The organism is Streptomyces sp. NPDC053474, from assembly GCF_044544845.1.
GTDB lineage: Bacteria > Actinomycetota > Actinomycetes > Streptomycetales > Streptomycetaceae > Streptomyces.
Genome location: NZ_JBITXV010000006.1, coordinates 369,688 through 395,948, shown reverse-complemented (window position 1 = coordinate 395,948; position 26,261 = coordinate 369,688). Strand labels below are relative to the sequence as shown.

At 72.4% G+C, this 26,261-nt stretch carries 26 protein-coding genes; 11 read left to right on the top strand and 15 right to left on the bottom strand.

Features of this window, described 5'->3' with window-relative positions; genetic code table 11:
* Positions 1-160: 160 nt before the first annotated feature.
* Positions 161-1,519, top strand: coding sequence for a dipeptidase (locus tag ACIG3E_RS17110; RefSeq protein WP_399616473.1), 1,359 nt, complete (start codon positions 161-163; stop codon positions 1,517-1,519).
* Positions 1,520-1,660: 141 nt separating this feature from the next.
* On the opposite strand, the gene ACIG3E_RS17105 is transcribed toward ACIG3E_RS17110, so the two are convergent.
* Together ACIG3E_RS17105 and ACIG3E_RS17100 are read right to left on the bottom strand one after the other, a co-directional pair.
* The gene (locus tag ACIG3E_RS17105) at positions 1,661-2,332 is read right to left on the bottom strand and encodes a response regulator (protein WP_399616471.1); all 672 of its coding nucleotides are present in this window, start codon (positions 2,330-2,332) and stop codon (positions 1,661-1,663) included.
* Entirely contained in the window at positions 2,329-3,624 is a 1,296-nt protein-coding gene (locus ACIG3E_RS17100; protein WP_399616469.1) for a sensor histidine kinase, read from the bottom strand. Before ACIG3E_RS17100 ends, ACIG3E_RS17105 begins: the two co-directional genes overlap by 4 nt.
* 244 nt (positions 3,625-3,868) lie before the next feature.
* Between ACIG3E_RS17100 and ACIG3E_RS17095 the strand changes: the two genes are divergently transcribed.
* Positions 3,869-5,218 carry a tannase/feruloyl esterase family alpha/beta hydrolase gene (locus ACIG3E_RS17095; protein WP_399616467.1) on the top strand — a complete coding sequence of 450 codons (1,350 nt, stop codon included), beginning with the start codon at positions 3,869-3,871 and terminating at the stop codon, positions 5,216-5,218.
* Positions 5,219-5,330: 112 nt separating this feature from the next.
* Positions 5,331-6,047: an MBL fold metallo-hydrolase gene (locus ACIG3E_RS17090; protein ID WP_399616785.1), complete on the top strand. Its 717-nt coding sequence runs from the start codon at positions 5,331-5,333 to the stop codon at positions 6,045-6,047.
* Positions 6,048-6,208: 161 nt separating this feature from the next.
* On the opposite strand, the gene ACIG3E_RS17085 is transcribed toward ACIG3E_RS17090, so the two are convergent.
* Positions 6,209-7,252: an NUDIX domain-containing protein gene (locus ACIG3E_RS17085; RefSeq protein ID WP_399616465.1), complete on the bottom strand. Its 1,044-nt coding sequence runs from the start codon at positions 7,250-7,252 to the stop codon at positions 6,209-6,211.
* 361 nt (positions 7,253-7,613) lie between these two features.
* Here ACIG3E_RS17085 and ACIG3E_RS17080 point away from each other — a divergent pair, with 361 nt between their 5' ends.
* On the top strand, positions 7,614-7,946 hold the full coding sequence (locus ACIG3E_RS17080) for an STAS domain-containing protein (RefSeq protein ID WP_242727872.1): 333 nt from the start codon (positions 7,614-7,616) through the stop codon (positions 7,944-7,946).
* 43 nt (positions 7,947-7,989) lie between these two features.
* Here the strand turns inward: ACIG3E_RS17080 and ACIG3E_RS17075 are convergent, their stop codons facing one another.
* Entirely contained in the window at positions 7,990-8,067 is a 78-nt protein-coding gene (locus tag ACIG3E_RS17075; protein WP_375256634.1) for a 50S ribosomal protein bL37, read from the bottom strand.
* Positions 8,068-8,194: 127 nt separating this feature from the next.
* A complete protein-coding gene (locus ACIG3E_RS17070; protein ID WP_399616462.1) occupies positions 8,195-8,602 on the bottom strand; it encodes a MerR family transcriptional regulator in 408 nt (135 codons plus the stop codon).
* Positions 8,603-8,660: 58 nt separating this feature from the next.
* Here ACIG3E_RS17070 and ACIG3E_RS17065 point away from each other — a divergent pair, with 58 nt between their 5' ends.
* The 3 genes from ACIG3E_RS17065 (at position 8,661) to ACIG3E_RS17055 (ending at position 10,776) form a co-directional block, all read left to right on the top strand.
* On the top strand, positions 8,661-9,575 hold the full coding sequence (locus ACIG3E_RS17065; protein ID WP_399616460.1) for an NAD(P)-dependent oxidoreductase: 915 nt from the start codon (positions 8,661-8,663) through the stop codon (positions 9,573-9,575).
* Between the two features lie 185 nt (positions 9,576-9,760).
* Positions 9,761-10,483: a dienelactone hydrolase family protein gene (locus tag ACIG3E_RS17060; RefSeq protein WP_399616458.1), complete on the top strand. Its 723-nt coding sequence runs from the start codon at positions 9,761-9,763 to the stop codon at positions 10,481-10,483.
* 95 nt (positions 10,484-10,578) lie between these two features.
* Positions 10,579-10,776: a hypothetical protein gene (locus ACIG3E_RS17055; protein ID WP_399616456.1), complete on the top strand. Its 198-nt coding sequence runs from the start codon at positions 10,579-10,581 to the stop codon at positions 10,774-10,776.
* A gap of 69 nt (positions 10,777-10,845) precedes the next feature.
* Here the strand turns inward: ACIG3E_RS17055 and ACIG3E_RS17050 are convergent, their stop codons facing one another.
* The 3 genes from ACIG3E_RS17050 to ACIG3E_RS17040 are packed head-to-tail and all read right to left on the bottom strand — an operon-like array spanning position 10,846 to position 13,974.
* Positions 10,846-11,775 carry a carbohydrate ABC transporter permease gene (locus tag ACIG3E_RS17050; RefSeq protein ID WP_399616454.1) on the bottom strand — a complete coding sequence of 310 codons (930 nt, stop codon included), beginning with the start codon at positions 11,773-11,775 and terminating at the stop codon, positions 10,846-10,848.
* The gene (locus ACIG3E_RS17045) at positions 11,772-12,686 is read right to left on the bottom strand and encodes a carbohydrate ABC transporter permease (RefSeq protein ID WP_399616452.1); all 915 of its coding nucleotides are present in this window, start codon (positions 12,684-12,686) and stop codon (positions 11,772-11,774) included. The genes ACIG3E_RS17050 and ACIG3E_RS17045 overlap by 4 nt, the downstream gene beginning before the upstream one ends.
* 19 nt (positions 12,687-12,705) lie before the next feature.
* Positions 12,706-13,974 (bottom strand): ABC transporter substrate-binding protein, encoded by a 1,269-nt coding sequence (locus ACIG3E_RS17040; protein ID WP_399616450.1) that lies wholly within the window; start codon positions 13,972-13,974, stop codon positions 12,706-12,708.
* Positions 13,975-14,250: 276 nt separating this feature from the next.
* Between ACIG3E_RS17040 and ACIG3E_RS17035 the strand changes: the two genes are divergently transcribed.
* Positions 14,251-16,317, top strand: coding sequence for an NPCBM/NEW2 domain-containing protein (locus tag ACIG3E_RS17035; RefSeq protein WP_399616448.1), 2,067 nt, complete (start codon positions 14,251-14,253; stop codon positions 16,315-16,317).
* A gap of 55 nt (positions 16,318-16,372) precedes the next feature.
* On the opposite strand, the gene ACIG3E_RS17030 is transcribed toward ACIG3E_RS17035, so the two are convergent.
* The gene (locus ACIG3E_RS17030; RefSeq protein ID WP_399616445.1) at positions 16,373-17,344 is read right to left on the bottom strand and encodes an ROK family protein; all 972 of its coding nucleotides are present in this window, start codon (positions 17,342-17,344) and stop codon (positions 16,373-16,375) included.
* Between the two features lie 332 nt (positions 17,345-17,676).
* On the opposite strand from ACIG3E_RS17030, the gene ACIG3E_RS17025 reads away from it, so the two are divergent.
* Positions 17,677-18,759 carry a LacI family DNA-binding transcriptional regulator gene (locus ACIG3E_RS17025; RefSeq protein ID WP_399616443.1) on the top strand — a complete coding sequence of 361 codons (1,083 nt, stop codon included), beginning with the start codon at positions 17,677-17,679 and terminating at the stop codon, positions 18,757-18,759.
* Positions 18,760-18,767: 8 nt separating this feature from the next.
* Here the strand turns inward: ACIG3E_RS17025 and ACIG3E_RS17020 are convergent, their stop codons facing one another.
* The gene (locus ACIG3E_RS17020) at positions 18,768-20,075 is read right to left on the bottom strand and encodes a DUF6986 family protein (RefSeq protein ID WP_399616441.1); all 1,308 of its coding nucleotides are present in this window, start codon (positions 20,073-20,075) and stop codon (positions 18,768-18,770) included.
* 285 nt (positions 20,076-20,360) lie between these two features.
* On the opposite strand from ACIG3E_RS17020, the gene ACIG3E_RS17015 reads away from it, so the two are divergent.
* The gene (locus tag ACIG3E_RS17015) at positions 20,361-21,266 is read left to right on the top strand and encodes an endonuclease/exonuclease/phosphatase family protein (protein WP_399616439.1); all 906 of its coding nucleotides are present in this window, start codon (positions 20,361-20,363) and stop codon (positions 21,264-21,266) included.
* A 60-nt stretch (positions 21,267-21,326) separates the two neighbouring features.
* On the opposite strand, the gene ACIG3E_RS17010 is transcribed toward ACIG3E_RS17015, so the two are convergent.
* The 4 genes from ACIG3E_RS17010 to ACIG3E_RS16995 form a co-directional block, all read right to left on the bottom strand.
* Positions 21,327-22,289 (bottom strand): electron transfer flavoprotein subunit alpha/FixB family protein, encoded by a 963-nt coding sequence (locus tag ACIG3E_RS17010; RefSeq protein WP_399616437.1) that lies wholly within the window; start codon positions 22,287-22,289, stop codon positions 21,327-21,329.
* Between the two features lie 59 nt (positions 22,290-22,348).
* Positions 22,349-23,137, bottom strand: a complete 789-nt coding sequence (locus ACIG3E_RS17005) for an electron transfer flavoprotein subunit beta/FixA family protein (protein ID WP_399616435.1) — start codon at positions 23,135-23,137, stop codon at positions 22,349-22,351.
* 229 nt (positions 23,138-23,366) lie between these two features.
* Positions 23,367-23,873: a flavin reductase family protein gene (locus ACIG3E_RS17000; RefSeq protein ID WP_399616433.1), complete on the bottom strand. Its 507-nt coding sequence runs from the start codon at positions 23,871-23,873 to the stop codon at positions 23,367-23,369.
* A 239-nt stretch (positions 23,874-24,112) separates the two neighbouring features.
* Positions 24,113-24,448, bottom strand: a complete 336-nt coding sequence (locus ACIG3E_RS16995) for a thioredoxin family protein (protein ID WP_399616431.1) — start codon at positions 24,446-24,448, stop codon at positions 24,113-24,115.
* Positions 24,449-24,708: 260 nt separating this feature from the next.
* Here ACIG3E_RS16995 and ACIG3E_RS16990 point away from each other — a divergent pair, with 260 nt between their 5' ends.
* The gene (locus ACIG3E_RS16990; RefSeq protein WP_399616429.1) at positions 24,709-25,437 is read left to right on the top strand and encodes a lysophospholipid acyltransferase family protein; all 729 of its coding nucleotides are present in this window, start codon (positions 24,709-24,711) and stop codon (positions 25,435-25,437) included.
* A 54-nt stretch (positions 25,438-25,491) separates the two neighbouring features.
* Here ACIG3E_RS16990 and ACIG3E_RS16985 read toward each other — a convergent pair whose 3' ends face one another.
* On the bottom strand, positions 25,492-26,181 hold the full coding sequence (locus ACIG3E_RS16985; protein WP_399616427.1) for a B3/4 domain-containing protein: 690 nt from the start codon (positions 26,179-26,181) through the stop codon (positions 25,492-25,494).
* Positions 26,182-26,261 lie beyond the last annotated feature (80 nt).

Sequence of the window (26,261 nt, the reverse complement as noted above, 5' to 3'; positions counted from 1 at the left end):
CTACGGCGCACGCCCGCGCGATCCTCCTGTGGGAGGATCAGCAACGTGCACACCGCACGCACCGTGCCCACAGGCCACGCGCGCGGCGCGCACCCGAGACCACCACGAACCGCGTCACCCGTCCCCCAGGGACAACGTCGCACCTACGAGGAGCGTGCCCATGCCGTCGAATCCGATCGCCGAGACCGTCGCCGCGCTCATGCCGCGGGCGAAGGCGGAGCTCACCGAGCTGGTGGCCTTCAAGTCGGTGGCGGACTTCGAGCAGTACCCGAAGAGCGAGAGCGAGGCCGCCGCGCGCTGGGTGGCCGACGCCCTGCGCACCGAGGGCTTCGAGGACGTCGCGCTCCTGGACACCCCGGACGGCACGCAGTCGGTGTACGGCTACCTGCCGGGCCCCGAGGGCGCCCCGACGGTGCTCCTGTACGCGCACTACGACGTCCAGCCCCCGCTCGACGAGTCCGGCTGGACCACGCCCCCCTTCGAGCTGACCGAGCGCGACGGCCGCTGGTACGGCCGCGGCAGCGCCGACTGCAAGGGCGGCGTGGTCATGCACCTGCTCGCGCTGCGCGCCCTGAAGGCCAACGGCGGCATCCCCGTGGCCGTGAAGTTCATCGCCGAGGGCTCGGAGGAGCAGGGCACGGGCGGTCTGGAGCGGTACGCCGAGGCGCACCCCGACCTGCTGCGCGCCGACACCATCGTCATCGGCGACGCGGGCAACTTCCGCGCCGGACTGCCGACGGTCACCGCGACCCTGCGCGGCATGACCCTGGTGCGCGTGGAGGTCGACACCCTCGAAGGCAACCTCCACTCCGGGCAGTTCGGCGGCGCGGCCCCGGACGCGCTCGCGGCCCTCGTGCGCGTCCTGGACTCGCTGCGCGCCGAGGACGGCTCGACCACCGTCGACGGCCTCGACAGCACCGGGGTCTGGGAGGGCCTGCAGTACGCGGAGGACGACTTCCGCAGGGACGCGAAGGTCCTCGACGGGGTGGGCCTCATCGGCGAGGGCACGGTCGCCGACCGCATCTGGGCGCGCCCGGCGGTCACCGTGCTCGGCATCGACTGCCCGCCCGTCGTCGGCGCGACCCCGTCCGTGCACGCGGGCGCGCGGGCGCTGATCAGCCTGCGGGTGCCGCCGGGCGTGGACGCCGCCGAGGCGACGAAGCTGCTGCGCGCCCATCTGGAGGCGCACACGCCGTGGGGCGCCCGGGTGCGCACGGAGCAGGTCGGCCAGGGCCAGGCCTTCCGCGCGGACGTCACCAGCCCCGCGTACGAGGCCATGGCCGCCGCCCTCAGCGAGGCGTACGACGGCCAGCGGATGCAGGCCTCCGGCATGGGCGGCTCGATCCCGCTGTGCAACACGCTGGGCGCGCTGTACCCGGAGGCGGAGATCCTCCTCATCGGCCTGAGCGAGCCCGAGGCGCAGATCCACGCCGTGAACGAGAGCGTGTCGCCGGACGAGCTGGAGCGCATGTCGGTCGCCGAGGCCCTGTTCCTCAAGCGGTACGCGGCCAGGGCCTGACCCCACCGGCGATGCCCGGGGCCACGACCGCGGCCCCGGGCTCCGGCTCCCCCTCCAGAGCCCTACCGTGCCCGGCCGCACCCCCTCATGTCGTCGGCACGGAGCGCAGGAATCCTTGACCCCCAGCGCAAGCCCCGGGGCCTACAGCAGGCCGTGGTCGCGGGCGTACAGCGCGGCCTGGGCGCGGCCGCGCAGGCCGAGGCGGGTCAGGACGCGCGAGATGTGGTTCTTGACGGTGCCCTCGCTGAGGTAGAGCTCCGCCGCGATCTCGCGGTTGGTGGCCCCGGCGGCGACGAGCCGCAGGATCTCGATCTCACGGGCGGTGGGCGAGCCGCCCGGTTCCGCGACGGGTCCGGGCGGCCGGGCGGGCGGCGGCGCGGCCGCGAGGCGGCGGGTGACCGCCGGGTCGAGCTGAGCCACGCCCCGGTGGGCGAGCCGTATGGCGTCGGCGAGTTCGGCCGCGGGCAGGCTCTTGAGGAGATAGCCGACGGCCCCCGCGCGCAGGGCGCGCACCACGTAGTCCTCGTCGTCGAACGTCGTCAGCATGACGACCTTGCAGGCGGGAGCGCGGCCGCTGACGGCGGCGACGGCCGTGACGCCGTCCATGCCCGGCATGCGCACGTCCATCAGGATCACGTCGGGCGCAAGCGAAAGCGCGGCGTCGACCGCTGCGGCGCCGTCGGCGGCCGTGCCGACCACCCGGATGCCGGGCTGGATGCCGAGCAGGGACGCGATGCCCTCACGGACCAGTTCCTGGTCGTCGACGACGAGGACGCGCACGGCGTCGGGGCCTTCGGGGGCCCGGGGGTTCATCGGGCGCGTCCGGTCGGCGCCGGAGGGTCGACGGCGTCCGCCGCCTCGGGGGTCGACAGGGCACGGGGCACGGTCGCCGTGAGCGTGGTGCCGCCGCCCGGTGCGCTCCGCACGCGCAGTGCGCCGCCGAGCGGCTGGAGCCGTTCGCGCAGGCCGCGCAGGCCGACGCCGGGGGCGGCCCGCAGGGCGGCCGGGCCGGGAAGGCCGCGGCCGTCGTCGGTCACGGTCAGGCGCGCGGCGCCCGGTCCGTACGCCACGTGGAGGTGGACGTGCGCCGCGTCCGCGTGGCGGCGGGCGTTCGTCAGGGCCTCCTGGGCGGCGCGGTACAGCGCGGTCAACTGGCCTTGCCCGTAGCCCGTTTCCTGCCCGGTGATGTCGAGGGTGAGCTGCGGGCCGCCGCCGTCGGCCGCGTTGCGGACGAGGTCCGTGAGCGCGTCGGAGAGCGAGAACGGCTCCGGCTCGTCCCGCAGGGCCCGCACCGAGCGGCGGGCCTCGTCCAGGGCGCGCCTGGCCGACCAGCGGGCGGCGGCCAGGGCCAGGTCGGACTCCGCGCGGTCGAGGTCGCGGAAGGCCTCCGCCTTCTCCACCTGCACGGCGACGGCCGTGAGGTGGTGGCCGATGCTGTCGTGGATCTCGCGGGCGAGCCGGTTGCGCTCCTCGGCCGTGGACAGTTCGGCGACCCGGGCCGCGTAGGCGCGCAACCGGCGCTGGGAGTCGGTGAGTTCACGCACCGTCGACTCCAGGCGCCACCGGGCGTCCTGCTCCCCCGTCGCGACGGCCGCCATGGACACCGTGAGGACCAGGACGAGAGTGAACATCAGCAGGTCGGAGATCGCTTCGGCGTCCGTGTACCAGCCGTCGGAGGCCAGCGCGTAGCGGCCGAGCAGCGCGCCCGCGCAGCCCGTACCGAGCGCGAGGCTCACGCGCCGCCCGAAGGCGAAGTACGCCGTGAACGGCACGAGGACGAACAGGGCCCGCGACAGGCCCGCGCTGTCGCAGGCCGTCACCGCGAAGAAGAGACCCACGCGCGCGAGGAGCACGCCCGCCGCGCGGCCACGCGCGAGGCCCGTACGCCGGTTGAGGCGCCGCTCGGCCGCGTCCAGGGCGAACAGCGCGGCCAGCGCCGCGACGAATCCGGCGGTGCGCGCGAGCGGCTGGGGCTCGTCCCCGACGAGGTCGTAGTAGACGCCCGCGAACAGGACGGCCGCGTAGAGCACGGAGGCCACCCAGGGTGGTGCGTGGCCCGGTCGCACCGGCGACGGCTTCCCCGGGTGCCACGGCGTGGTCGTCATCCGCCCCTCCCCCACACAACCTGCGGGTCACGGTACTTGGGGCGGGCGGCGGGCCACGACCCTTCGGGGGCTCCCGTAGAGGCTCTGGCCGTTCGGCACATGCCGAACGGACGGCCGCCGCCCGGGAGAGTGGCCGCCGGTCCGGCCGTCCGGCACTGACCGCCGCCCCCGCCCGCTCCCTACGGTCTCCCTGCCCCGCCGCCGTCCGCGGCCGGGCCCACGACGAGAACCGGGAGCCCCGCGCATGATCCGTCATCTGGCCGCCACCACCGCGGCGTTGCTGCTCGCGACGCTCGCCCCCGCCACCACGGCCGCGCCGCCAGGGGCCTGCCCCGGCGGGCGGCTGCGCGTCCCCGGCGCCGAGAAGACCGTCGCCGCCTGCCTGAGCGACCTCACCACGGCCGGTACGGTCGCCTCCGGCCACACCGACCCGGCGGACTGGGCGGGCCTGGTGGCGCCCGGCACCCGCGGCCCGTCGGGCGTGCCCGGCGTCCAGCTCGACGGCTACTTCCCCGACTCGTCGCACACCAACGGCACGCACGGCTGGAACCACGACAGCCAGTTCGTGATCCGGCTGCCCGAGCGCTGGAACGGCGGCCTCGTCGTGGCCGGGCCGCCCGGCGTCCGGGAGCAGTACGCCAACGACCGCACCATCGGCGACCACGTCCTGGCGCGGGGCTACGCGTTCGCGGCCACCGACAAGGGCAACACGGGGCCCGCGCTGTACCGCGACGGCGCACGCCCCGGCGACGCCATCGCCGAGTGGCACCGGCGCCTGACCCAGCTGACCGTCGCCGCCGAGCGCGTCGCGGCGCGGCACTACGGCCGCGCGCCCCGGCGCACCTACGCGGCGGGCATGTCCATGGGCGGCTACCTGGTGCGCTGGCAGCTGGAGAACGTCCCGTGGCTGTACGACGGCGGGCTCGACTGGGAGGGCGTCCTGCTGACCCGCGACGCGCCCAACCTCCTCACCACGCTGCCGCCCGCGCTTCGCGCCTACCCGCGGCTGCGCGCGGGCGAGCCGGGCGCACGCGCGGCGCTGGCCGCCGCGGGGTACCCGCCGGAGTCCGAGCCCCTGTGGGACACGCACTACCGGACGCAGTGGGACACCTTCCAGCGGCTGATCCGCGAGGAGGTCGACCCCGGCTACGACGGCGACGCCGAGGCCGGTACGCCGTTCTGCCCCGAGGGCACCGGCCGGGGCTGCGACACGGACTACGACTACGCGGCGCGCCCCCGCGCGGTGCACGACACCGTGGGCAGGCTCGCGCTGAGCGGCCGCATCGCCCGGCCGCTGCTGACCGTGCACGGCACCCTGGACGCCCTGATCCCCATCGGGCCCGGCTCCGACACCTACGCGCGGCTCGTCGAGAGGGCCCGGCGCGGCCCCCTCCACCGCTCCTACCGGATCACCGGCGGCACCCACTCGGACGGCCTGTACGCCGCGCACCCGGACCTGGTCCGGCCCCTGCTGCCGTGCGTGCGCGAGGCCTTCGACGCCCTGACGGCCTGGGTGGAGGACGGCACGGCGCCCCCGCCCGGCCGCACGGTGCCGCGCCCGGACGGCGACCCGGTGCACACGTGCGCGCTCTGACCCCGGCGCGGGCTCCGACCAGCCGCTCTGCCAGGGGCAGAACCCGTACGCCCCGGGCGAAGAGCCCTCGCTCCGCAGGCCGCGCCGTCCCTACGGTCGCCGTATGAACCCGATCGAGATCATCGAACTCCGGCCCCGGCTGCACCTCTTCCGCTTCTCCGTCGGCCAGGCCTATCTGTGGCGCGACGGCGACGAGCTGACCCTCGTGGACGCGGGCACCCCCGGCTCGGGCCCGGCCGTCGTCGAGGCGATCGAGGGCCTCGGGCTCCGCGCCCGCGACGTACGGCGCGTCGTCCTCACGCACTTCCACAGCGACCACGTGGGCGGGGCGGGCGAGGTGGCGGCCCGCACCGGCGCCACGGTCCTCGCGCACCACCTGGACGCGCCCATGGTGCGCGGCGAGGTCCCGGGCCCGGCACCGGTCCTGGAGGACTGGGAGGTGCCGATCTTCGCGGAAGCGTCGAAGAACGTGCCGAAGCCGACCGAGCAGCGGGTGTACGCCGCTGAGGTGCGGGAGGTGACGGACGGCGACGTCCTGCCCTTCGGCGGGGGCGCCCACGTGGTCGGCGCCCCCGGGCACACCCGGGGCAGCATCGGCCTGCACCTGCCGGAGCACGGCGTCCTGTTCACCGGTGACGCCATCGCCAACACCCCTGAGACGGGCGTGCTCCTCGGCGTGTTCAACCAGGACGCGGGCCAGGCCGTCGCCTCGTTCCACCGGCTCGCCGCGCTCGACTCGGACATGGCGTGTTTCGGTCACGGCGATCCGGTCCGCGCGGACGCGTCGGCGGTGCTGCGGGAGTCGGCGGCGCGGTATGCGCGCACCTGACACCGCCTGGGCGGGACGGCCGCGAACGACGCCCCGCCGCGGCCGATGACCGCCTCCACCCGTGCCAGGGCCACGGCCCTGCACACGGTCACGGCCCTGGGGGTCTCGCTCCTCGGCGGCTGCCCGCCTGCCTCTGCCGTGCGCCCGGCGCCCGCGCGGGCTCAGTCGCCCACCGGCTCCCCGGCCTCCAGATACATCGGCACGCCCCGCTCCCGGGCGCGCAGGGCCCAGCGCAGGCGCTCGTAGCGCACCGGCGGAAGGAGCCGGGCGGCCTCCTCCTCGGTGACGAAGCGCCAGTCACGCAGTTCGGGGCCGGGCAGCAGCAGGCGCTCGGCCTCGGCGCCGTCGAGGACGCCCCCGTCGAAGAGGAAGCGCATCCCGCCGTAGCCGGGCGGCAGCGGCGGCTCCCAGTCGGCGACGAGGAGCCGGGGAGTCCCGGTGAGCCGGATGCCGGTCTCCTCCGCGACCTCGCGCACACCGGCGTGCGCGGGCGCCTCGCCGCGCTCCACGACCCCGCCGGGAAACTCCCAGCCCGCCTTGTACGTGGGGTCGACGAGCAGCACCCGGTCCCGCTCGTCGAAGAGCAGCACGCCCGCGGCCAGGGTCTCGGCGGTGGGCTGCGGGGTCTGCACGATCTCGCAGACGGGGGCGGCTCCGGTGCGCACCGCGTCGGCGATGTGCTCGGCCGTCTCGTACGGCGTCAGGGCGCTGGTGTCGACGCGATGGGCGTCCGCCCCCAGCCAGAGGGCGAGCGCCGTGTGGAAGGGTTCGATGTGGTCGAACGACCATTGGCGAATGCGCAGTTCGCCATCGGGGAGTTCCGGGGGCACTTCGCGCCCGGCTATGCGTTCGCGCAGGATCGTTCTGTCCGGGGCGAGCACCACATGGCGTATCGGTATCCGCCGCGAGGCGAGCCCCCCGAATATCTCGTCCCGGTACTCCTGGCGCAGGAGCGTCATCGGCACCACGAGGACCCCGCCGAGCTCCGCGAGCAGTCCGGCCGCCGTGTCCACCACGAGGCGTCGCCAGATCGGCAGGTCCTGGTAGTCGCTCACCTCGGCGAGTCGCTTGGCGGGCAGCAGCTGCGGCAGGGCGCCGCCGATGACCTCAGGGTCGAAGAGCGCGCTGTTCGGGATCAGCTCGATCAGTTCCCGTGCGGCGGATGTCTTTCCCGCACCGAACGCCCCATTGATCCAGACGATCACGTTTCCCCCTCTTCTGTTGGCCCCAAGTGGCTTGCCCGCTACACAGTGCCACGGAAACCAGCACGTGATGAGGACCGCCGACGCCAGACCAAAAGCCGCCAGATCATGTCAAGTCTCTCGCGACAACTTCGCCCCATCGAGTGGCACCGCCACCCCACGAATCGTTCCCGCACTGCGGGGCGGGCCGCCGCCCGCTACCGTGATCCACCAGGCACCCCGGCCCCTGGTGACCTCCTCATTCCGGTTGCTTCACGGCATCCACCCCGGCCTCGCAGACCGGCCGGGGCCCGCCCTGGGGGGATTAGTGCATCAGGACGAACTGCGCGAATTCGCGTGCGAGATTCCGGACTTACCGCCTCGGGTGTACGAGTCCGGGGGCGGCGTCGTGGTGGAACTGCGCGGCGAGGTCGACCTCGTGGGCTTCCAGCAGGCGGCGCCCGTACTCGATCCCGTCACCGCGGGCTCCGCGGAGACCGTCGTCATCGACCTGACCCACACGACGTTCATCGACTGCTCCGGCCTCGCCCTGCTCATGCGGGCGCGGCGCCGCCTCGCGTCGAGGGGCGCCGAGCTGCGGGTCGTGTGCCGCGATCCGATGGCGCTGCGCGTCATGGGCATCACCGGCTTGCGGGTCATCCTTGAGCCGGTGGCCTCGGTGCGCGAGGCGCTGGAACAGCCGGGACCCGGCACGTAGCCGTCGGACCGGGCGGGGGCGGCCCGAAGCCGCCCCGGCCGGGTCAGGACTGCGGACGCTTTCCGTGGTTGGCCGCGTGCTTGCGGCGGGCCTTCTTCTTGCGGCGTCGCTTCGAGGACATGCGTGCTCCTCTCCCTGCTGGTCAGGGCCTGTGCCTGAGCCGGAGTACGTCTCCACCGTGGCACACCCCCGCCCCACCCGCGATTCGCCGCCCCCTCGGGGCCCGGCACCACGCCAGAGCGCACGCGTCACGCGGCGCCCGGCGCGGTGCCCGCGTAACAGGCGTCCGGGTCGGCGAGCGCGCCCGGCACCGTCGCGTTGATGATCTCGTCGAGACGGGCACGCGCGGCGAGCAGCCCGGCGACGGCCTCGTCGATGCGGTCGCGCTCCTTGGCGAGGTCCGGCAGCATCCCGGAACAGCCGGGAGCGAGCGCCCCGTCGTCGTCGATCATGCAGGGCAACAGCTCCGCGATGGTGGCCGTGTTGAGGCCCGCGGCCAGCAGGACGCGGATGCCGCGCACGGTGACCACATCCTGTTCCGTGTACTCGCGGTATCCGCTCGGGCGCCGCGCGGGGGCGAGCAGGCCCTGCTCCTCGTAGTAGCGCAACAGCCGCTGGCTGACGCCGGTCCGCCGGGAGAACTCACCCATGCGCATGTGATCACCACCACGTCCGTTGACTCTCACATCGATGTGAGAGAGCAGTCTAGGCCGCATGACGCACCACGAAACATCACCGAGTACGGCCCCCGCGGCCCCCGTCTCCGTCGTCGGCCTCGGCCCCATGGGCCTGGTCCTCGCCGAGGTCCTCCTGGCCAAGGGCCACCCCACGACCGTCTGGAACCGCACCCCGCACAGGGCGAGCGGCCTCGTCGCCCAGGGCGCGCGGCTCGCCGGGAGCATCACGGACGCCGTGTCCGCGAGCCCCGTCACCCTCATGTGCCTCAACACCTACGACACGATGTACGAGGTCTTCGCCCCCGCCCACGACGCCCTGCGGGGCCGGGCCCTGGTGAACCTCAACTCCGGTACGCCGCAGGAGGTCCGCGCCGCCGTCACCTGGGCGTCCGAGCTGGGCGCCGGCTATCTCGACGGCGCCATCATGGTGCCGCCGCCGCTGGTCGGGCGGCCCGACGCGGTGTTCCTGTACAGCGGCGACCGCGCCGTCTTCGACGAGCACCGGGCACCCCTTGCGAGCCTCGGCGACCCGCGCTTCCTCGGCACGGACCCGGCCCTGGCCGTCCTGTACAACACGGCCCTGCTGCACATGATGTATGCGAGCGTCAACGGCTTCCTCCAGGCCTCCGCCCTGGTCGGCTCGGCCGGGGTGGCCGCGGTCGACTTCTCGAAGCTCGCACTCGGCTGGTTCGCACCCACGGTCGTCGACCCGATGCTCGCCCGGTACGCGCCCGCCCTGGACGAGGCCGACTACCCCGGCGCGCTCGGCACGCTGGTCATGAACGCGAACGCCCTGGAACACATCACGCGAGCCAGCGCGGAACAGGGCGTCCACACCGACCTGCCCCGGCTGATGCACGAGGTCGCCGAACGCGCGATCCGCCAGGGCTACGGCGAGCACAACTACCTCGCTGTCTACGAGGTCTTCAAGCAGGCGTCGCCCACGCCCTGACAGCGGCCTCGGCGAAAACCCGTTGGCGGGCCACGGCGGCCGCTGCTACGTTTCCCCAGGCCGTGCGAGAGAACGAGGAGGTGGTACCCGTGAACGTATCGACATGGGTGCTCCCCTCCGGGGTCACGGTCGGGCGATAGGTCGTCCGGGAGCGCCGATCCAGCGCACTCCCGAAAGGCACGACCATGCACGTCACTTCCGACCAGCGCCTCGACGACGGCGTCCTTGAGCGCGAGTTCACTCTCGGCGAGATCCCCGGCACCCTGTGGACACCCGCGTCCGCCGCACCGGCCCCGCTGATCCTCATGGCCCACAACAACGGCCTGCCCAAGAAGGAACCGCGGCTGGTGGCCCGCGCCCGGCACTCCGCGGCCCGGGGCTACGCGGTGGCCACCATCGATGCCGCCGGGTGCGGGGACAGGACCCGCTCCGCAGCCGACGAGCGGACCCGCGCCGACCTGCGCCGGGCGATGCGGTCCTGTGAGCCGGTCGACGACATCTTCGAGTCCTTGGTCGGCTCGCTCGTCGCACAGGCGGTCCCGGAGTGGCGGACCACCCTGGACGCCCTCCTTCAGCTGCCCGAGATCGGCGGCCCGGTCGGCTACTCGGGGTGGACCGCCCTCGGCATCCGCCTCGCGGTGACCGAGCCGCGCATCGCGGCCGCCTGCTTCTTCGCCGGGGGTTACGTGCCCCGCGCCCAGCACGAGGAGGCCCGGCGGGTCACCGTTCCGCTGCTGCTCCTGTTGCAGTGGGACGACGAGGGCAACCCCCGGCAGCGGGCCCTGGACCTGTTCGACGCCTTCGGCACCCAGGAGAAGACGCTGCACGCCAACCTGGGCGGGCACACCGGCACCCCGTGGTTCGAGTCGGAGGACAAGGGCCGCTTCTTCGACCGGCACCTGAAGTAGGGCCGGTGCCGGACCGCCACGCCCGGTGAAACGCCTCCTCACCCCGGCCGGATCTTCGTGGTAGTCGTGGAGGTCCAGTCGTCGAGAGGGATGTCATGGCTGACGAGCCTGTGCCTGGCCGGTTGGGCGTGGAGATGCGGGAGGCGGTGTTCCCCGACGGAACGAAGGGCGTGATCACGGTGCGGGCGGGCCTGCCCCAGGCCGAGGTGGACGCCCTCGCGGCCCAGGTCTGGACCGGAACCACCACCGAGCCGGCCCCCGCCCCGGCCCCCCGCGGCCCGTCCGCCCCCTGACCGTGGCCGCCGCCCGCCTGGCGTGGGCGGCGGCCACGGTGCGGCCCGGCGACGGGACTTCACGCGGCCTCAGCCCTTGCTCGATCCCAGGGTCAGCCCCGCGATGAAGTGGCGTTGCAGGAGGAGGAACACCAGGATCGTCGGGAGGGCCACCAGGACGGAGCCCGCCGCGAGGAGGTTGTAGTCGGTGAAGAACTGACCGCGGAGGTTGTTCAGGGACGAGGTGATGGGCAGCTTGTCGGGGTTGGAGATGAAGATGAGGGCCCAGAGGAAGTCGTTGTAGATCCAGGTGAATTCGAGGGTGGCCAGGGCCGCGAGGGCCGGACGGCACAGCGGCAGGGTGATGCGCCAGAACTGGGTCCACACCCCGGCCCCGTCGACGACCGCGGCCTCCAGGATCTCCTTGGGCAGGGTGCGCATGAACTGGGCGAGGACGAAGACGCAGAAGCCCACCTGGAAGCCGATGTTGACGATAATGACCGCCCAGTACGAGTCGTAGAGGGTCATCGAGTCGGACATCCACCAGGGCAGGTCGATCTTCAGGAAGAGGACGTAGAGCGGGGTCACGAGGACCTGCGGCGGGAGCAGGTTGCCCCCGGTGAAGAACATCAGCAGCGCGAGGCCGCCGCGGATGTTCAGGCGGGAGACCGCGAAGGCGACGAAGGCCGCGAGGAACAGCGTGACGAGCACCGCGGGCACGGCGATGATCAGCGTGTTGGTGAAGTACTTGCCCATGCCGGAGGCGGTGTAGGCCTCGCGGTAGTAGGCGAAGGACAGCTTGTCCGGCCAGGAGAAGTAGCCGTCCCGGGCGGTCTCCTCGTACGGGCGCAGGCTGGCGTAGACGGCGAGGAGCAGCGGGGCGACGAACGCCAGGCAGACCGCGGACAGGAAGATGTGGACGCCGTATCTGCCCCGGCGCGGACGGCGGCGCGGGGCGGCGCCCCGGAGGGCCGGTGCCACATCGCCCGCCCGGGTCGTGGACTTCAGGTCCGCGGTCATTTCTCGCGCGCTCCTCTCAGCTCCTGGACCAGGAACGTCACGATGAAGCCCAGCGAGACGCTGAGCAGCACGACCGCGATGGCCGAGCCGAATCCGATGCGGCTGGCCTCCCCGATGATGTTGTCGGTGATGAGGACGGAGAGCAGTTCCAGGCCGTTGCGGCCCTTGTTCACCGCGTACACGATGTCGAAGGCGCGCAGCGCTTCGATGACCGTGATGACGCCCACGATGACGTTGACGGGGCGCAGGGTGGGGAAGGTGACGCGGAAGAAGGTCTGGCGTTCGTTCGCGCCGTCGATCGCCGCGGCCTCCTTCAGCTCCGGGTCGACGGACTTCAGCCCGGCCAGGTACAGGATCATCACGTAGCCGGTGTGCCGCCAGCTCGCGGCGAGCATCATCATCCACAGGTTGATGTCGGAGTCGCCGAGCCAGTCGACGGGGTCCTGCTCGTTGCCGAGGATGGTGTTGACCACGCCCTGGTCGGTGCCGAGGAGCAGTTGCGCCATGAAGCCGACGACGGCGAGCGAGAGCACGACCGGCAGGTAGAGCACGGACTGGTAGAAGCGGCTGAAGCGGATCCCCCGGTCGATGAGGACCGCGAGGAGGAGCCCGAAGGGCGTCGCGACGAGTCCGAGGAAGGCGATCCACAGCAGGTTGTGGCGGACGGCGGGCCAGAACGCGGGATAGTCCTGGACCAGGTTCTCGTAGTTGTCGCCACCCACCCAGTGGATGTCCCCGATGCCGTCCCAGGACGTGAAGGACAGGCCGACGGAGGCGAGGGCGGGTCCCCAGACGATGAGGACGTCCAGCAGGACGGGCAGGCCCAAGAGCGCGCCGAGGACGGCGATGTCGCGGCGGGTGAAGCGCCGTGTCGTACGCCGTCCGGCGCGCCGCGCGGTGTTCTGCGGCACGGAGTGCGCTCCCCTTAGCTCAGCTCACGGACGTGGAGAAGATGTCCTTCTTCTGCCGTTCGATCCGGTGGCACAGGCCGTCGACGTCCTTGGGGTCGTCGATGAAGTCCTGCAGTGCCTTGATCATGACGGTCTGGGCGAAGTCGGGGCGGGTGTCGCGGTCCAGGAACTGGGAGATCTGCTTCGCCTTGGAGACCAGTTCGGCGGATTTCTTCTGCAGGGGGCTGTACTTGCTCGTGTCCGCGTCCTCGTTGACGGCGACGTTGTTCGGGTCGCCCTTGAGGTAGACGTCCTCGGCCTGCGCCGTGCCGAGCCACTTCAGGAAGTCCTTGGCGCCCTCCACGTTCCTCGACTTCTTCGGGATGAGGAATCCGTCGATGGGGGCCTCCACGGCGTCCTTGCCGTACTGCGGGTCGATCTCGGGGAAGGGGAAGAAGTCGATGTCGCCGCGCTCGCCCTTGGGGAACTGGCTGCCGGGGTGCGGCATGCCGAACACCGCCATGCCGGTCCTGCGACGCTGGAGGCCCTGCCCGGCCTCCTCCCACGTCCGGCCGAGGGCGCCCTTCTGGTAGTACGGCATGAGTTCGCGCCACAGGTCGAAGACCTTCTTGACCTTCCGGTCGGTCCACGCCTCCTCGCCCGCCATCAGGCGCTTGTGGAACGCGTAGCCGTTCAGCCGCAGGTCGATGTAGTCGAAGGTGCCCATGGCGGGCCAGCCGTCCTTGTCACAGAAGGCGACGGGGATGCCGTCCTTGTGCATCTTCTTGGCGAGCGCGATGAACTGGTCCCAGTTCCCGGCCTGTTCGTACCCCTGCTTCTCGAAGAGGCTCTTCCGGTGGAAGACCGCCCACGGATAGTAGTAGTACGGCACGAAGTACTGTTTCCCGTCGTGCGAGGACTGGTCCTTCAGCGCCTGCGAAAAGCCCTCAAAGCCCTTCCACACGTCGCTGATCTCGACCAGCAGGCCTTTCTCCGCGAAGTACTGCATGCGGTAACCGGCGAACCACATGAAGACGTTGTCGGGCGAACCTTGCAGATAGCGCGTGATGTTCTGCTGGAATTCGTTGTGCTCTGTGGTGTTGACCTTGACGCGCTTGTCGCTCTCCTTCTCGTACGCCTTGAAGGCCTGCGCGAAGGCCGCCTTGGGCACGGCGTCCGACGCGTTGGAGCCCACCGTCACCTCGTTCTTGTCGCCGCCGGGCCCGTCACCGCAGGCGGTGAGCAGGGCGGGGAGCGTCACCGCTCCGGCGCCGAGAGCGGTACCGCGCAGGAGGGTCCGGCGGGACATCGGATGTCCATTCACATTCCGGGGAGCGGTCGGACCGTGGGACCCGCTGAAATCTGACTGTGCCATGTCCCCCTCCTCGGGGTGCAACCCAACACAACCGAACGCAAGGCTTGGATCTCACTCCCAACACCCCCCGCCGTCAAGGGTTCTGACGCCGAATGCTCGAACCGTTACCCCTCCTCTTCCAACAGACTTCAACACGCTCTACCGTAAGCGCGCACGACTGACTCGGACATGGAGACATCCCATCTTCCGCGAGTACGGAGGAACGTAACGATGCGTCACCTTCCCACCCGCACATCCCGCCGAAGAGTGGTCGGATCCCTCACCGCGGCGCTGCTCTGCGCGGCGGGGCTCGCCTCACCCGCCATGGCGGGCACGGCACCGGGCCCGCAGGCCGCACAGGCCGCACGGACCGCGGGCGCCGACGGGCCCCGGCTGCCCGACGGCCTCGCGCTGACCCCGCCGATGGGCTTCAACAACTGGAACGCCACCCACTGCCGCGCCGAGTTCGACGAGGCGATGGTCAAGGGCATCGCCGACCTCTTCGTGTCCAAGGGCCTCAAGGACGCGGGCTACCAGTACGTCAACCTCGACGACTGCTGGGCCCTGCCGCAGCGCGACGCGAACGGCAAGCTCGTGCCCGACCCGAAGAGGTTCCCGGGCGGCATCAAGGCCGTCGCCGACTACGTGCACGGCAAGGGCCTCAAGCTCGGCATCTACACCAGCGCGGGCACCAAGACCTGCAACCAGGCGGGCTTTCCCGGAGCGCTCGGCCACGAGCGCAGCGACGCCCGGCAGTTCGCGGAGTGGGGCGTCGACTACCTCAAGTACGACAACTGCAATAACCAGGGCGTCGACGCCAAGGAGCGCTACATCGCCATGCGCGACGCCCTCAAGGCCGCGTCCGCGAGCACGGGGCGCCCCATCGTCTACAGCATCTGCGAGTGGGGCGAGAACAAGCCCTGGGAGTGGGCCTCTGACGTCGGCCACCTGTGGCGCACGACGGGCGACATCAGCGACAACTGGAACTCCATGCTGTCCATCATGAAGCAGAACCTGCCGCTCGCGCGCTACGCGGGCCCCGGCCGCTGGAACGACCCGGACATGCTCGAAGTCGGCAACGGCGGCATGACCGACACCGAGTACCGCACGCACTTCTCCATGTGGTCGATCATGGCCGCACCGCTGCTCATCGGCTCCGACCTGCGCAAGGTCTCCCCCCAGACCTTCGAGATCCTCGGCAACAAGGAAGTCATCGCCGTCGACCAGGACCCGCTCGGCAAGCAGGGCACCGTCGTGGCGTCCACCGGCGGGCGGTGGGTCGTCGCCAAGGAGATGAAGGACGGCAGCCGCGCGGTCGCGCTGTTCAACGAGACCGGCAGCCCGCAGCGCATCGCCACGACCGCGCAGGCCGTCGGCCTGCCGAAGGCCTCCGGCTACACGCTGCGCGACCTGTGGAAGCACGAGAGCTTCCACACCGCGGGGGCCATCTCCGCGACCGTGCCCGCGCACGGCACCGTCCTGGTGCGCGTCGCCGCCGACGGCACGTGGGCCGACAAGCCCCCGGCCGTCGAACTCGGGCTCGACGGCGGCGCGTTGGTCGAGGCGGGCAAGCCCGACAAGCTCACCACCCGCGTCACCAACCTCGGCCGCACCCCCGCGCGCGACGTCCGCGCGCGCCTCAGCGGCCCCGCGGGCTGGCAGGTCAAGGCCACGTCACCCACGAGCGCGACGGGCCTGCCCACCGGCAAGGCCCTCACCACCTCGTGGACCGTGACGGCACCCGCGGGCACGCCCACCGGCGCGTACGCCCTCGACCTCAAGGCGACCTACCGCGGCCCGGGCGGCCGCCAGGTCGAGAGCGCGCTGCCGCTGACGGCCCGGGTGGTGACCGCGCCTGTCGCGGGCCGCTCCGCCCTGAGCGACCTGCCGTGGATCTCCACCACCAACGGCTGGGGCCCCGTGGAGAAGGACACCAGCAACGGCGAGAGCCAGGCGGGCGACGGCAATCCCCTCACCATCGACGGCAAGGTGTACGCCAAGGGGCTCGGCGTCCACGCCGAGAGCGACGTCGCCTACTACGCGGGCGGCGCCTGCGAGCGGCTGACCGCGCAGGTCGGCGTCGACGACGAGAAGCTCCTCAAGGGCACCGTCACCTTCGAGGTCTGGGCCGACGGCGAGAAGGCCGCGTCGACCGGCGTCCTCACCAACGAGATGCCCGCGCAGGCCGTCTCCGCCGACGTCAGCGGCGCCGAGGTGGTGCGCCTCGTCGTCACCGACGGCGGCGACGGCATCGACTCCGACCACGCGGACTGGGCGGAGCCGGTACTCAGCTGCTGAGCGACCCGCCAGGCGCCGGAGCCCGGTCGCGCCGCGCGACCGGGCTATGGTCCGCTCAGCCGTTGACGGCCGACCGCAGCCGCGGCACCGCCGGGTCGGGGAAGGCCCGCAGCGCGGCCGCCGCCGCGCCCACCAGACCCGCGTCCGTGCCCATCAGGGCCGGGGCGACCGTCAGTTGGCGTACGAAGGACAGCGCGGCGTAGTCCCGCAGGGCCCGGCGCAGCGGCGCGAACAGGACGTCGCCCGCCATCGCCACGCCCCCGCCGACCACCGCGATGTCGATCTCGACGAGGGTGGCGGTGGCGGCGATGCCTGCCGCGAGCGCCTGAGCGGCCCGGTCGAAGGACGCCGTGGCGACGGGGTCGCCCGCACGGGCCGCGAGCGCCACGGCCGCCGCCGAGGTGTCGCCGTCCGGGCCCGGCCGCCAGCCCGCCTCCAGGGCGCGCCGGGCGATGTTCGGGCCGCTCGCGATCCGCTCGACGCAGCCGCGTGCGCCGCAGGGACACGGGTCGCCGTCCAGGTCGACGCAGATGTGGCCGATGTGGCCCGCGTTGCCGGTGGGGCCGGGGTGCAGCGAGCCGCCGAGGATCAGGCCGCCGCCGACGCCGGTGGACACCACCATGCACAGGGCGTTGTCGTGGCCCCGGGCGGCACCTTGCCAGTGCTCGGCGGCCGTCATCGCCACGCCGTCGCCCACCAGCTCCACCGGCAGGCCGTCGGTGGCGGCGCGCACCCGCTCCACCAGGGGGTAGCCGCGCCAGCCGGGCACGTTGACGGGGCTGACCGTGCCCGCCGACGCGTCCACGGGGCCCGCGCTGCCGATCCCGACGGCGCGCACCTGGGCCCACGGCTCCCCCGCCGCGAGCTCGCCGAGCACGTCCTGGACCGCCCGCATCACGGTGTCGCCGTCCTCGCGCGCGGGCGTCGGCCGCTGGGTGCGCAGCAGGATCCGGCCGCGGTCGTCCACCAGGGCTCCGGCGATCTTGGTGCCGCCGATGTCGAGTGCGGCGACGAGGTCCGTGGGCATCACTGTCAGATCTCCTGGTGAAAGGGCAGGCCGGAGAGTGCGGGGGACAGTCTCTCGCGCTTCTGACAACGTTGTCCAGGTTCTATGCCCGATGCCACACGGCGGGCCCTCGCGCCCACCGCCGGAACCGCGGCCCCCGCTTCGGCAGCGCAGGACGCTACCCCCGGGTAAACACCGGACATCCAACCCCCCGTATACATAGTGGACGTCAGATGAGCCCGTACGCCGTGGAAACCTGAACTTCCGCACGCGAACCGGCCTCTGTTACGCAGACTGGGTCCGCGACCCGCGCAGCACAGCCCCGTAGTGGACGACAGACAGGACAGCGCACCGTGGCAGAGACCGCCCGCACCCCCGTCTCCCACCGCCGCCCCGACGGCGGTTCGGACCCCGCGGACCCCCGGAGCCGCTACGGCAACCGGCCGACCATGAAGGACGTCGCCGCCCGCGCGGGCGTGGGCCTCAAGACGGTCTCCCGCGTGGTGAACGGCGAGCCGGGGGTCACGCCCGACACCGAGCGGCGCGTCCAGGAGGCCATCGACGCCCTCGGCTTTAGGCGCAACGACAGCGCGCGGGTGCTGCGCAAGGGCCGCACGGCCAGCATCGGCCTCGTCCTGGAGGACCTGGCCGACCCGTTCTACGGCCCGCTGAGCCGCGCGGTCGAAGAGGTGGCGCGGGCGCACGGGGCGCTGCTCATCAACGGTTCGAGCGCCGAGGACCCGGACCGCGAGCAGGAGTTGGTGCTCGCGCTGTGCGCGCGGCGCGTCGACGGTCTCGTGGTGATCCCCGCGGGCGACGACCACCGCTATCTGGAGCCGGAGATCGCCGCGGGCGTCGCCACGGTGTTCGTGGACCGGCCGCCGGGGCGGATCGACGCGGACGTAGTGCTCTCCGACAGCTTCGGCGGCGCGCGGGACGGCGTCGCGCACCTGATCGCGCACGGCCACCGCCGCATCGGCTTCATCGGCGACCAGCCGCGCATCCACACCGCCATAGAGCGCCTGCGGGGCTACCGCACGGCGATGGCGGACGCGGGCATCGACGTCGACGAGTCCTGGGTGTCCCTCGGCCTCACGCACCCCGAGCGCGTCGCCCGCGCCGCCGAGACGATGCTGGCGGGCCCGGCTCCCGTCACCGCGATCTTCGCGGGCAACAACCGCGTGACGGTCACCGTCGTCCGCGTCCTCGCGGGGCTCCCCCGCCCCGTCGCCCTGGTCGGCTTCGACGACATCGAGCTGGCGGACCTGCTCCGTCCCGGGGTCACGGTGGTCGCCCAGGACGCGGCCCAGCTCGGCCGCACGGCGGCGGAGCGCCTCTTCCGGCAGCTGGACGGCGCGTCGGGTCCGCCGGAGCGGGTGGAGCTGCCGACGCGCCTGATCACCCGGGGCTCGGGGGAGCTGGCGCCCGCGGACTGAGCGCGGCGCTACTTGGCCGACGGCGTCAGATCGCCCCGGCGCGGCCCCGCGTACGTCTGGAGCCCGGCCAGGGTGAGCCCGGTGAGCCGGGTGACCTCGGCGGTGTCGAGCGCGCCGCAGTCCAGGCCGCGCAGCAGATACCCGGCGAGGGCCTTGGCGGTGGCGGGCTCGTCCGCGATGTCGCCCGCGGTCCGGTTGGCGTACGCGGCGAGGCGGGCGGCGGCCTGCTCGAAGCCCTCGCGGTAGAAGGCGAACACGGCGGCGTAGCGGGTGGGGAGGTGGCCGGGGTGCATGTCCCAGCCCTGGTAGTAGGCGCGGGCCAGGGCGCGCCGGGTGAGGCCGTGGTGCAGGCGCCAGGCGTCGTGGACCTTCGCCGTGGGGCCGACCGGCAGGACGTTGGTGGAGCCGTCGCAGACGCGCACGCCCGTGCCCGCGGCCGCGACCTGCATGATCGCCTTGGCGTGGTCGGCGGCCGGGTGGTCGCTCGCCTGGTAGGCGGCGGACACGCCGAGGCAGGCGCTGTAGTCGAAGGTGCCGTAGTGCAGGCCGGTGGCGCGGCCCTCGGCGGCGTCGATCATGCGGGCGACGGTCGCGGTGCCGTCGGCGGCGAGGATCGCCTGGCTGGTCTCGATCTGGATCTCGAAGCCGATCCGGCCGGGGGCGAGGCCGCGCGCCTTCTCGAACTCCTCCAGGAGCCGCACCATCGCCGTGACCTGCTGCGGATACGTCACCTTCGGCAGCGTCAGGACGAGCCCGTCGGGCAGGCCGCCCGCCTCCATGAGGCCGGTCAGGAAGACGTCGAGGGTGCGGATGCCGCGGTCCCGCACGGCGGCCTCCATGCACTTCATGCGGATGCCCAGGTAGGGGGCTGTGTTCCCGGCGGTGCCGTGCGCGTACGTCTCGGCGATCAGCCGGGCCGCGCGCGCCGCGTGAGTGTCCTCGTCGGCGTCCGTGCGCCCGCCGTAGCCGTCCTCGAAGTCGACGCGCAGGTCTTCAATGGGCTCGCGCTCCAGCTTGGCCCGCACGCGCGCGTAGACCGGCTCGGCGAGGTCGTCGGCGAGGCCGAGGACGGCGGCGAAGGAGGCGGCGTCCGGCGCGTGCTCGTCGAGCGCGGCCAGCGCCCGGTCGCCCCAGGAGCGGATGGTGTCGGCGGCGAACTGCTCGCCGGGCACGTACACGGTGTGGACGGGCTGGCGGGTGCCGGGGTCTCCGGGGTAGCGGCGCTCCAGCTCCTCGTCCACCGGCGTGAGCGAGGCGCTGACCCGCGCGCTGACGGCGCCCGCGAGACTCGTCGCCACCTTTTCCTGCTGACCCATCCGTGCACCCTCCACCTTCATAGTGCGGCGTCCCGTGCTCACGGTGTTCCATGGCGGGGACGCCGGTGAACCACGCATCAAATCTTCCGCTTCACGGAATTAGGAATCCGTATGGCGAAGTTATCCGTGCACCTTCCCACTGGTCAACACCTTCTCGTGTACCGGACCCCGGGCGTTCACGCCCGTCTCAGATGCTGCTTTCACACTCCGATGGGCCCTCTCCGCACGGCCCGGGCCCGCTCGGAGCCCGACAGCGCAGCACCGCGACCGACCGAAGGAGAACGCGTGCCGACCGACACACCCGTGACCCGCCGCTCCGGCCTGCGTACGGCCGTGGCCACCGCGACGGCCGTCACGGTCCCGCTGCTCGCCACGGCGTTCGCCGCCGCGCCCGCGCACGCCGCGGAGCGCCCGGGCCGCCGCCTGGAGGTCATGACCTTCAACCTGCGCTACGCGAGCCCCACGCCGCCGAACTCGTGGCCGGAGCGCCGCCCGGTGACCCGCGAGCTCCTGCACCGGGCGCGGCCCCACGTCATCGGCACCCAGGAGGGCCTCTACCAGCAGGTGCGGGACATCGCCGAGGACCTGGGCCCGCACTACGCCTGGATCGGCACGGGCCGCGCGGGCGGCAGCCGCGACGAGTTCATGACCGTCTACTACGACACGCGCAGGCTGACGCCCGTCGCGTACGAACACTTCTGGCTCTCCGACACCCCGGAGGTGATCGGCTCCAACACCTGGGGCGGCGGCTCCATCCGCATGGTCACCTGGGTGCGCTTCCACGACCGGCGCACGGAGCGCGAGTTCTACGTCCTCAACACCCATCTGGACAACCACAGTCAGTACGCGCGCACGCGGGCCGCGCATCTGATCTCCGACCGCCTCTCCGCCCTCGACCGCACCGTGCCGAAGGTGGTCACCGGCGACTTCAACGTCGCGGCCCACAAGAACTCGGTGTACGAGACGCTGCTCCAGGCGGGGCTCGTCGACACCTGGGACGCGGCCGACGAACGCGGCAAGCAGTACGCGACCTTCCACGGCTACAAGCCGCTCGTGCCGGACGGCGACCGCATCGACTGGATCCTGGCGACTCCGGCCGCGCGCGTGCACGCGGCGGCCGTCAACGTCTTCTCCCTGGACGGGCAGTTCCCGAGCGACCACCTGCCGGTGCAGGCGAGCCTGACGCTGTGACGCGCGAGGCCCCCGGCCCCGCGCGCGGCGGAACCGGGGGCCTCGTGAGCGTCGAGAAGCTCAGCCCTTGCGGGACTTGACCTCTTCGGTGAGCTGCGGGACGACCTCGAAGAGGTCGCCGACCACGCCGTAGTCGACGAGGTCGAAGATCGGGGCCTCGGCGTCCTTGTTGACGGCCACGATGGTCTTCGACGTCTGCATGCCCGCGCGGTGCTGGATCGCGCCGGAGATGCCGGAGGCGATGTACAGCTGCGGCGACACGGACTTGCCGGTCTGGCCGACCTGGTTGGAGTGCGGGTACCAGCCGGCGTCGACGGCGGCGCGCGAGGCGCCGACGGCGGCACCGAGCGAGTCGGCGAGCGCCTCGATGATCGCGAAGTTCTCCGCGCCGTTGACACCGCGGCCGCCGGAGACCACGATCGCGGCCTCGGTGAGCTCGGGGCGGCCGGTCGACTCGCGCGGCGTGCGCGCGGTGACCTTGGTGCCGGTGGCCTGGGCGGAGAACGACACGGCCAGGGCCTCGACGGCGCCCGCGGCCGGGGCGGCCTCGACCGGCGCCGAGTTCGGCTTCACGGTGATGACCGGGGTGCCCTTGGAGATGCGGGACTTGGTGGTGAACGCGGCCGCGAACACGGACTGCGTGGCCACCGGGCCCTCGTCGCCTGCCTCCAGGTCGATGGCGTCGGTGATGATGCCCGACTCGATGCGGACCGCGAGGCGGGCCGCGATCTCCTTGCCCTCGGCGGACGACGGTACGAGCACGGCGGCCGGGGACACGGCGTCGTACGCGGCCTGCAGCGCGTCCACCTTCGGCACGACGAGGTAGTCGGCGAACTCGGGGGCGTCGGCGGTGAGGACCTTGACCGCGCCGTGCTCGGCGAGCGTGGCGGCGGTGGCCTCGGCGCCGGCGCCGAGCGCGACGGCGACGGGCTCGCCGAGGCGGCGGGCGAGCGTCAGCAGCTCCAGGGTGGGCTTGCGGACGGCTCCGTCGACGTGGTCGACGTAGACGAGAACTTCAGCCATGGGACTTCAATCTCCTGCGGTTACGAAGAAGTTGGGGCGGTTGAGGGAGTGGCTGAAGCTCAGATGAACTTCTGGCCCGCGAGGAACTCAGCGAGCTGCTTGCCGCCCTCGCCCTCGTCCTTGACGATCGTGCCCGCGGTGCGCGCGGGACGCTCGGCGGCGGAGTCGACCTTGGTCCAGGCGCCCTCGAGACCGACCTCTTCCGCGTCGATGTCCAGGTCGTCCAGGTCCAGGGACGCCACCGGCTTCTTCTTGGCCGCCATGATGCCCTTGAACGAGGGGTAACGGGCCTCGCCCGACTGGTCCGTGACGGACACGACGGCCGGCAGGGACGCCTCCAGCTGCTCGGAGGCGGTGTCGCCGTCACGGCGGCCCTTGACGACGCCGCCGTCGACGGAGACCTCGGAGAGCAGCGTGACCTGCGGGACGCCCAGGCGCTCGGCGAGGATCGCCGGGAGCACGCCCATGGTGCCGTCCGTGGAGGCCATGCCGGCGATGACGAGGTCGTAGCCCGTCTTCTCGATGGCCTTGGCGAGGACCAGCGAGGTGCCCATGACGTCCGTGCCGTGCAGGTCGTCGTCCTCGACGTGGACGGCCTTGTCGGCGCCCATCGACAGGGCCTTGCGCAGCGCGTCCTTGGCGTCCTCGGGGCCGACGGTCAGGACCGTGATCTCGGCCTCGTCGTCCGCCGCCTCCTTGATCTGCAGGGCCTGCTCGACCGCGTACTCGTCGAGCTCCGAGAGGAGGCCGTCCACGTCGTCACGGTCGACGGTCAGGTCCTCGGCGAAGTGCCGATCGCCGGTGGCGTCGGGCACGTACTTCACACAGACAACGATCCTCAAGCTCACGCCGGCTCTCCTACTGCATCGTCATTACTGGGCTGCTGCCTTGGCTGGGCCACTGCCTTCTTGCAGGCAGCATAGGCGCCTCAAGCGGCGGATCCCGGTCGGGGCGGCCCCCGCTCCAACCGGAATATTACTCATGAGTACACCCACTGCTTTCCCGCTGAGCAAGCGCTTTGAACTGTGACCTTCGCAACGCTCCGTAATCACGCGCACCCCGCGTCATCGGGAACTCTCAGTCACGCAGCGCGTTGAAGCGTCCCTGGTGGTACAGCAGCGGGCGGCCCGCCCCCGCAGGGTCGCCGACGACCGCCTCCGCGAGCACGAGCCGGTGGTCGCCCGCGGGCACCCGCGCCACGACCCGGCACACCAGCCAGGCGAGGACGCCGTCGAGCACGGGCACGCCGTGCGGCCCCTCGAACCAGCGCGTGGGCGCGCCGAAGCGGTCGGCGCCGCTGCGCGCGAACGTCGCGGCGAGCTCTTCCTGGTGCTCGCCGAGGACGTGGACGCCGACGTACTCGGCCCGGGATATCGCGGGCCAGCTGGAGGCGCCGGTGCCGATGCCGAACGAGATCATGGGCGGCTCGGCGGACACCGAGGTGAGCGAGGTGGCGGTGAAGCCGACGGGGCCCGAGCCCCGCGCGGTGATCACCGCGACCCCGGCCGCGTGCCGCCGGAAGACGGAGCGCAGCAGGTCGGGCGCGGCGAGCTGGGGAATGTCGAGGTCGGGTGAAGCCGTCATGGAGTTGTCCTTCTGCAGGAGGTACGAGCGGGTCCGTGGCTGCTCAGCAGGACCAACAGCGCGCACTGGCATGACGGGCGAGGTCCACGTGGACGCGCTCGTAGAGAAGGAGCTCCGGTGGCATGGCAGCAGGCTGTCGATAGAGGGATGGCGCAGTCAAGGCCCTGCGGGCGCGGTAAAGATCACTCAGGAACGCGGGCCGGAGCACGGGACCCCCTTCCGGGACCGCGGCCCCCGCCTCATACGGCCGCCCCGAGGGCGGCGATGACGTCGGCCTTGCGCGGCTGTCCCGCCGCGCGCCGCACGACGCGCCCGGCGCGGTCGAGGACGAGCACCGTGGGCGTCTTGTCGACGCCCAGCTCCCGGACGAGCCCCAGGGCGCCCTCGGCGTCGATCTCCACGTGCGCGACGCCGGGCACCATGGCGGCGACGTCGGCAAGGACCCTGCGGGTCGCCCGGCAGGGCTGGCAGAAGGCGCTGGAGAACTGCACGAGCGTGGCCCGCTCGCCGAGCGGTCCGCCCAGGTCCCCCGCGTCCAGCCGCCGTGCGCTCTCGTGTCCGCGCGCCGCTGTCACCCGCGCCTCCCGCCCTTCTCCGTCGCCCGCCCGGGCGCTGTCCGGCCCCCGGCCGGGGGCGCACATACCTCATTCCCTTCAGCACGCGCGCGTGCTCAAAGATTCCGACGTGACGAGAATCTCCCGCACTACGGGCACTTACGCTGGCCAGTCGCTCGTTCTTGGGGCACGATCTGCGGAGCCGTATACCTACGGATCCGTAACTTGATTGCCTGCCGAAGGCCCTCCTCCTCCGGCAGAGATGAAGGGCCTCCCCACCCATGGCAGAACTCGTGTACCGACCGATCGTCGGCGTCGCCAAGACCTTCTTCAAGGCACTGGACCTGAAGATCGACTGCAAGGGTTCCGAGTACATTCCGCGCACGGGTGGCGCGGTCCTCGTCAGCAACCACATCAGTTACCTCGACTTCATCTTCAGCGGTCTCGCGGCACTTCCGCAGAAGCGCCTGGTGCGCTTCATGGCGAAGGAGTCGGTGTTCCGCCACAAGATCTCCGGTCCGCTGATGCGCGGCATGAAGCACATTCCCGTGGACCGCAAGCAGGGCGACCAGGCGTATGCCCACGCCCTGGACTCGCTGCGCTCGGGGGAAATCATCGGCGTCTTCCCCGAGGCGACGATCTCGCAGTCGTTCACCCTGAAGACGTTCAAGACGGGCGCCGCGCGCCTGGCCCAGGAGGCGGGCGTCCCGCTGATCCCCATGGCGGTGTGGGGCACGCAGCGGGTCTGGACGAAGGGCCACCCGCGCAACTTCAAGCGCCAGCACCTGCCCGTGACGATCCGGGTCGGCGAGGGCGTGGAGGCGCCGAAGGAGCAGTACGCGGGCGCGATCACGCGGCGCCTGCGCGAGCGCTGCCAGGAGCTGCTCGAAGCCGCGCAGCGCGCCTACCCCGGCCGCCCCAAGGGCCCGGACGACACCTGGTGGCTCCCCGCCCACCTGGGCGGCACGGCCCCGACCCCGGCCGAGGTCCGCGCCGCCGAGGCGCACTGAGCCGCCGAGGCGCAGAGGCTTCGGCGCACGACGCGCCGCGCCGGAGCGGGGCGGCTAGCCCGCCTGCTCGTGGACGACGATCCGCGCGCCGGGGCTGAACTTCTCCAGGAGCTCGACGAGCTCCGCGGCGGCCGCGTCGAGGCCCGCGTGCGGGCCCATGCCTTCGAGCAAGAAGACCGCGTTGACGGTCTGCTCGGTGAGGCGCGTGCGCGGGCCCTGGCGCCAGTTCCAGCGGCGGCAGGTCACGCCCTCGTCGTCGCGCCAGACGACCTCACCCGCGTCGGGGTGCTCGACGGTCCGCTCGTCCCCGGCCATGGTGACGAAGTCCTCGTCCCCGGTGGCGCGGACGAGCCGCATGGCGCCCTTGATGTGGTCCAGGTCCTCGCCGCCGACGGGGATCAGATGGGCCACGCTGATCGCGTTGTAGACGTCGACCAGCGTGTTGATCCGCGGCAGCCCCGCGTCGGTGAGGGCCCTCTTGGCCAGGGCCTCGGCGGAGTTGCGGGTGCGTGAGGGCTTGGCGCCGAAGGCCGTGTAGGCCTCGCGCCAGTGCGCCATGTGCGGGTCCTCGTGCGGGGCGCGGCCGTCGAGGCGCGCGGCGAGGCGTCGGGCCGCGTCGTCGAGGAGGGCCGACGTGCCGTCGGAGCTGGGGCCGTTCGTGAGGTCGTACGCCTCGACGGCGATGTGGGTGAAGCCGGGCGCGAGCGCCCGCACCTCGTCGGACACGGTGAGCGTGAGCGTCATGGTCTGCCTTGGGTCGCGGACATCATCAGCGGGAGTACAGCGTAACGAACTGAACAGTTCATTGCACTGTACTTCCGCTC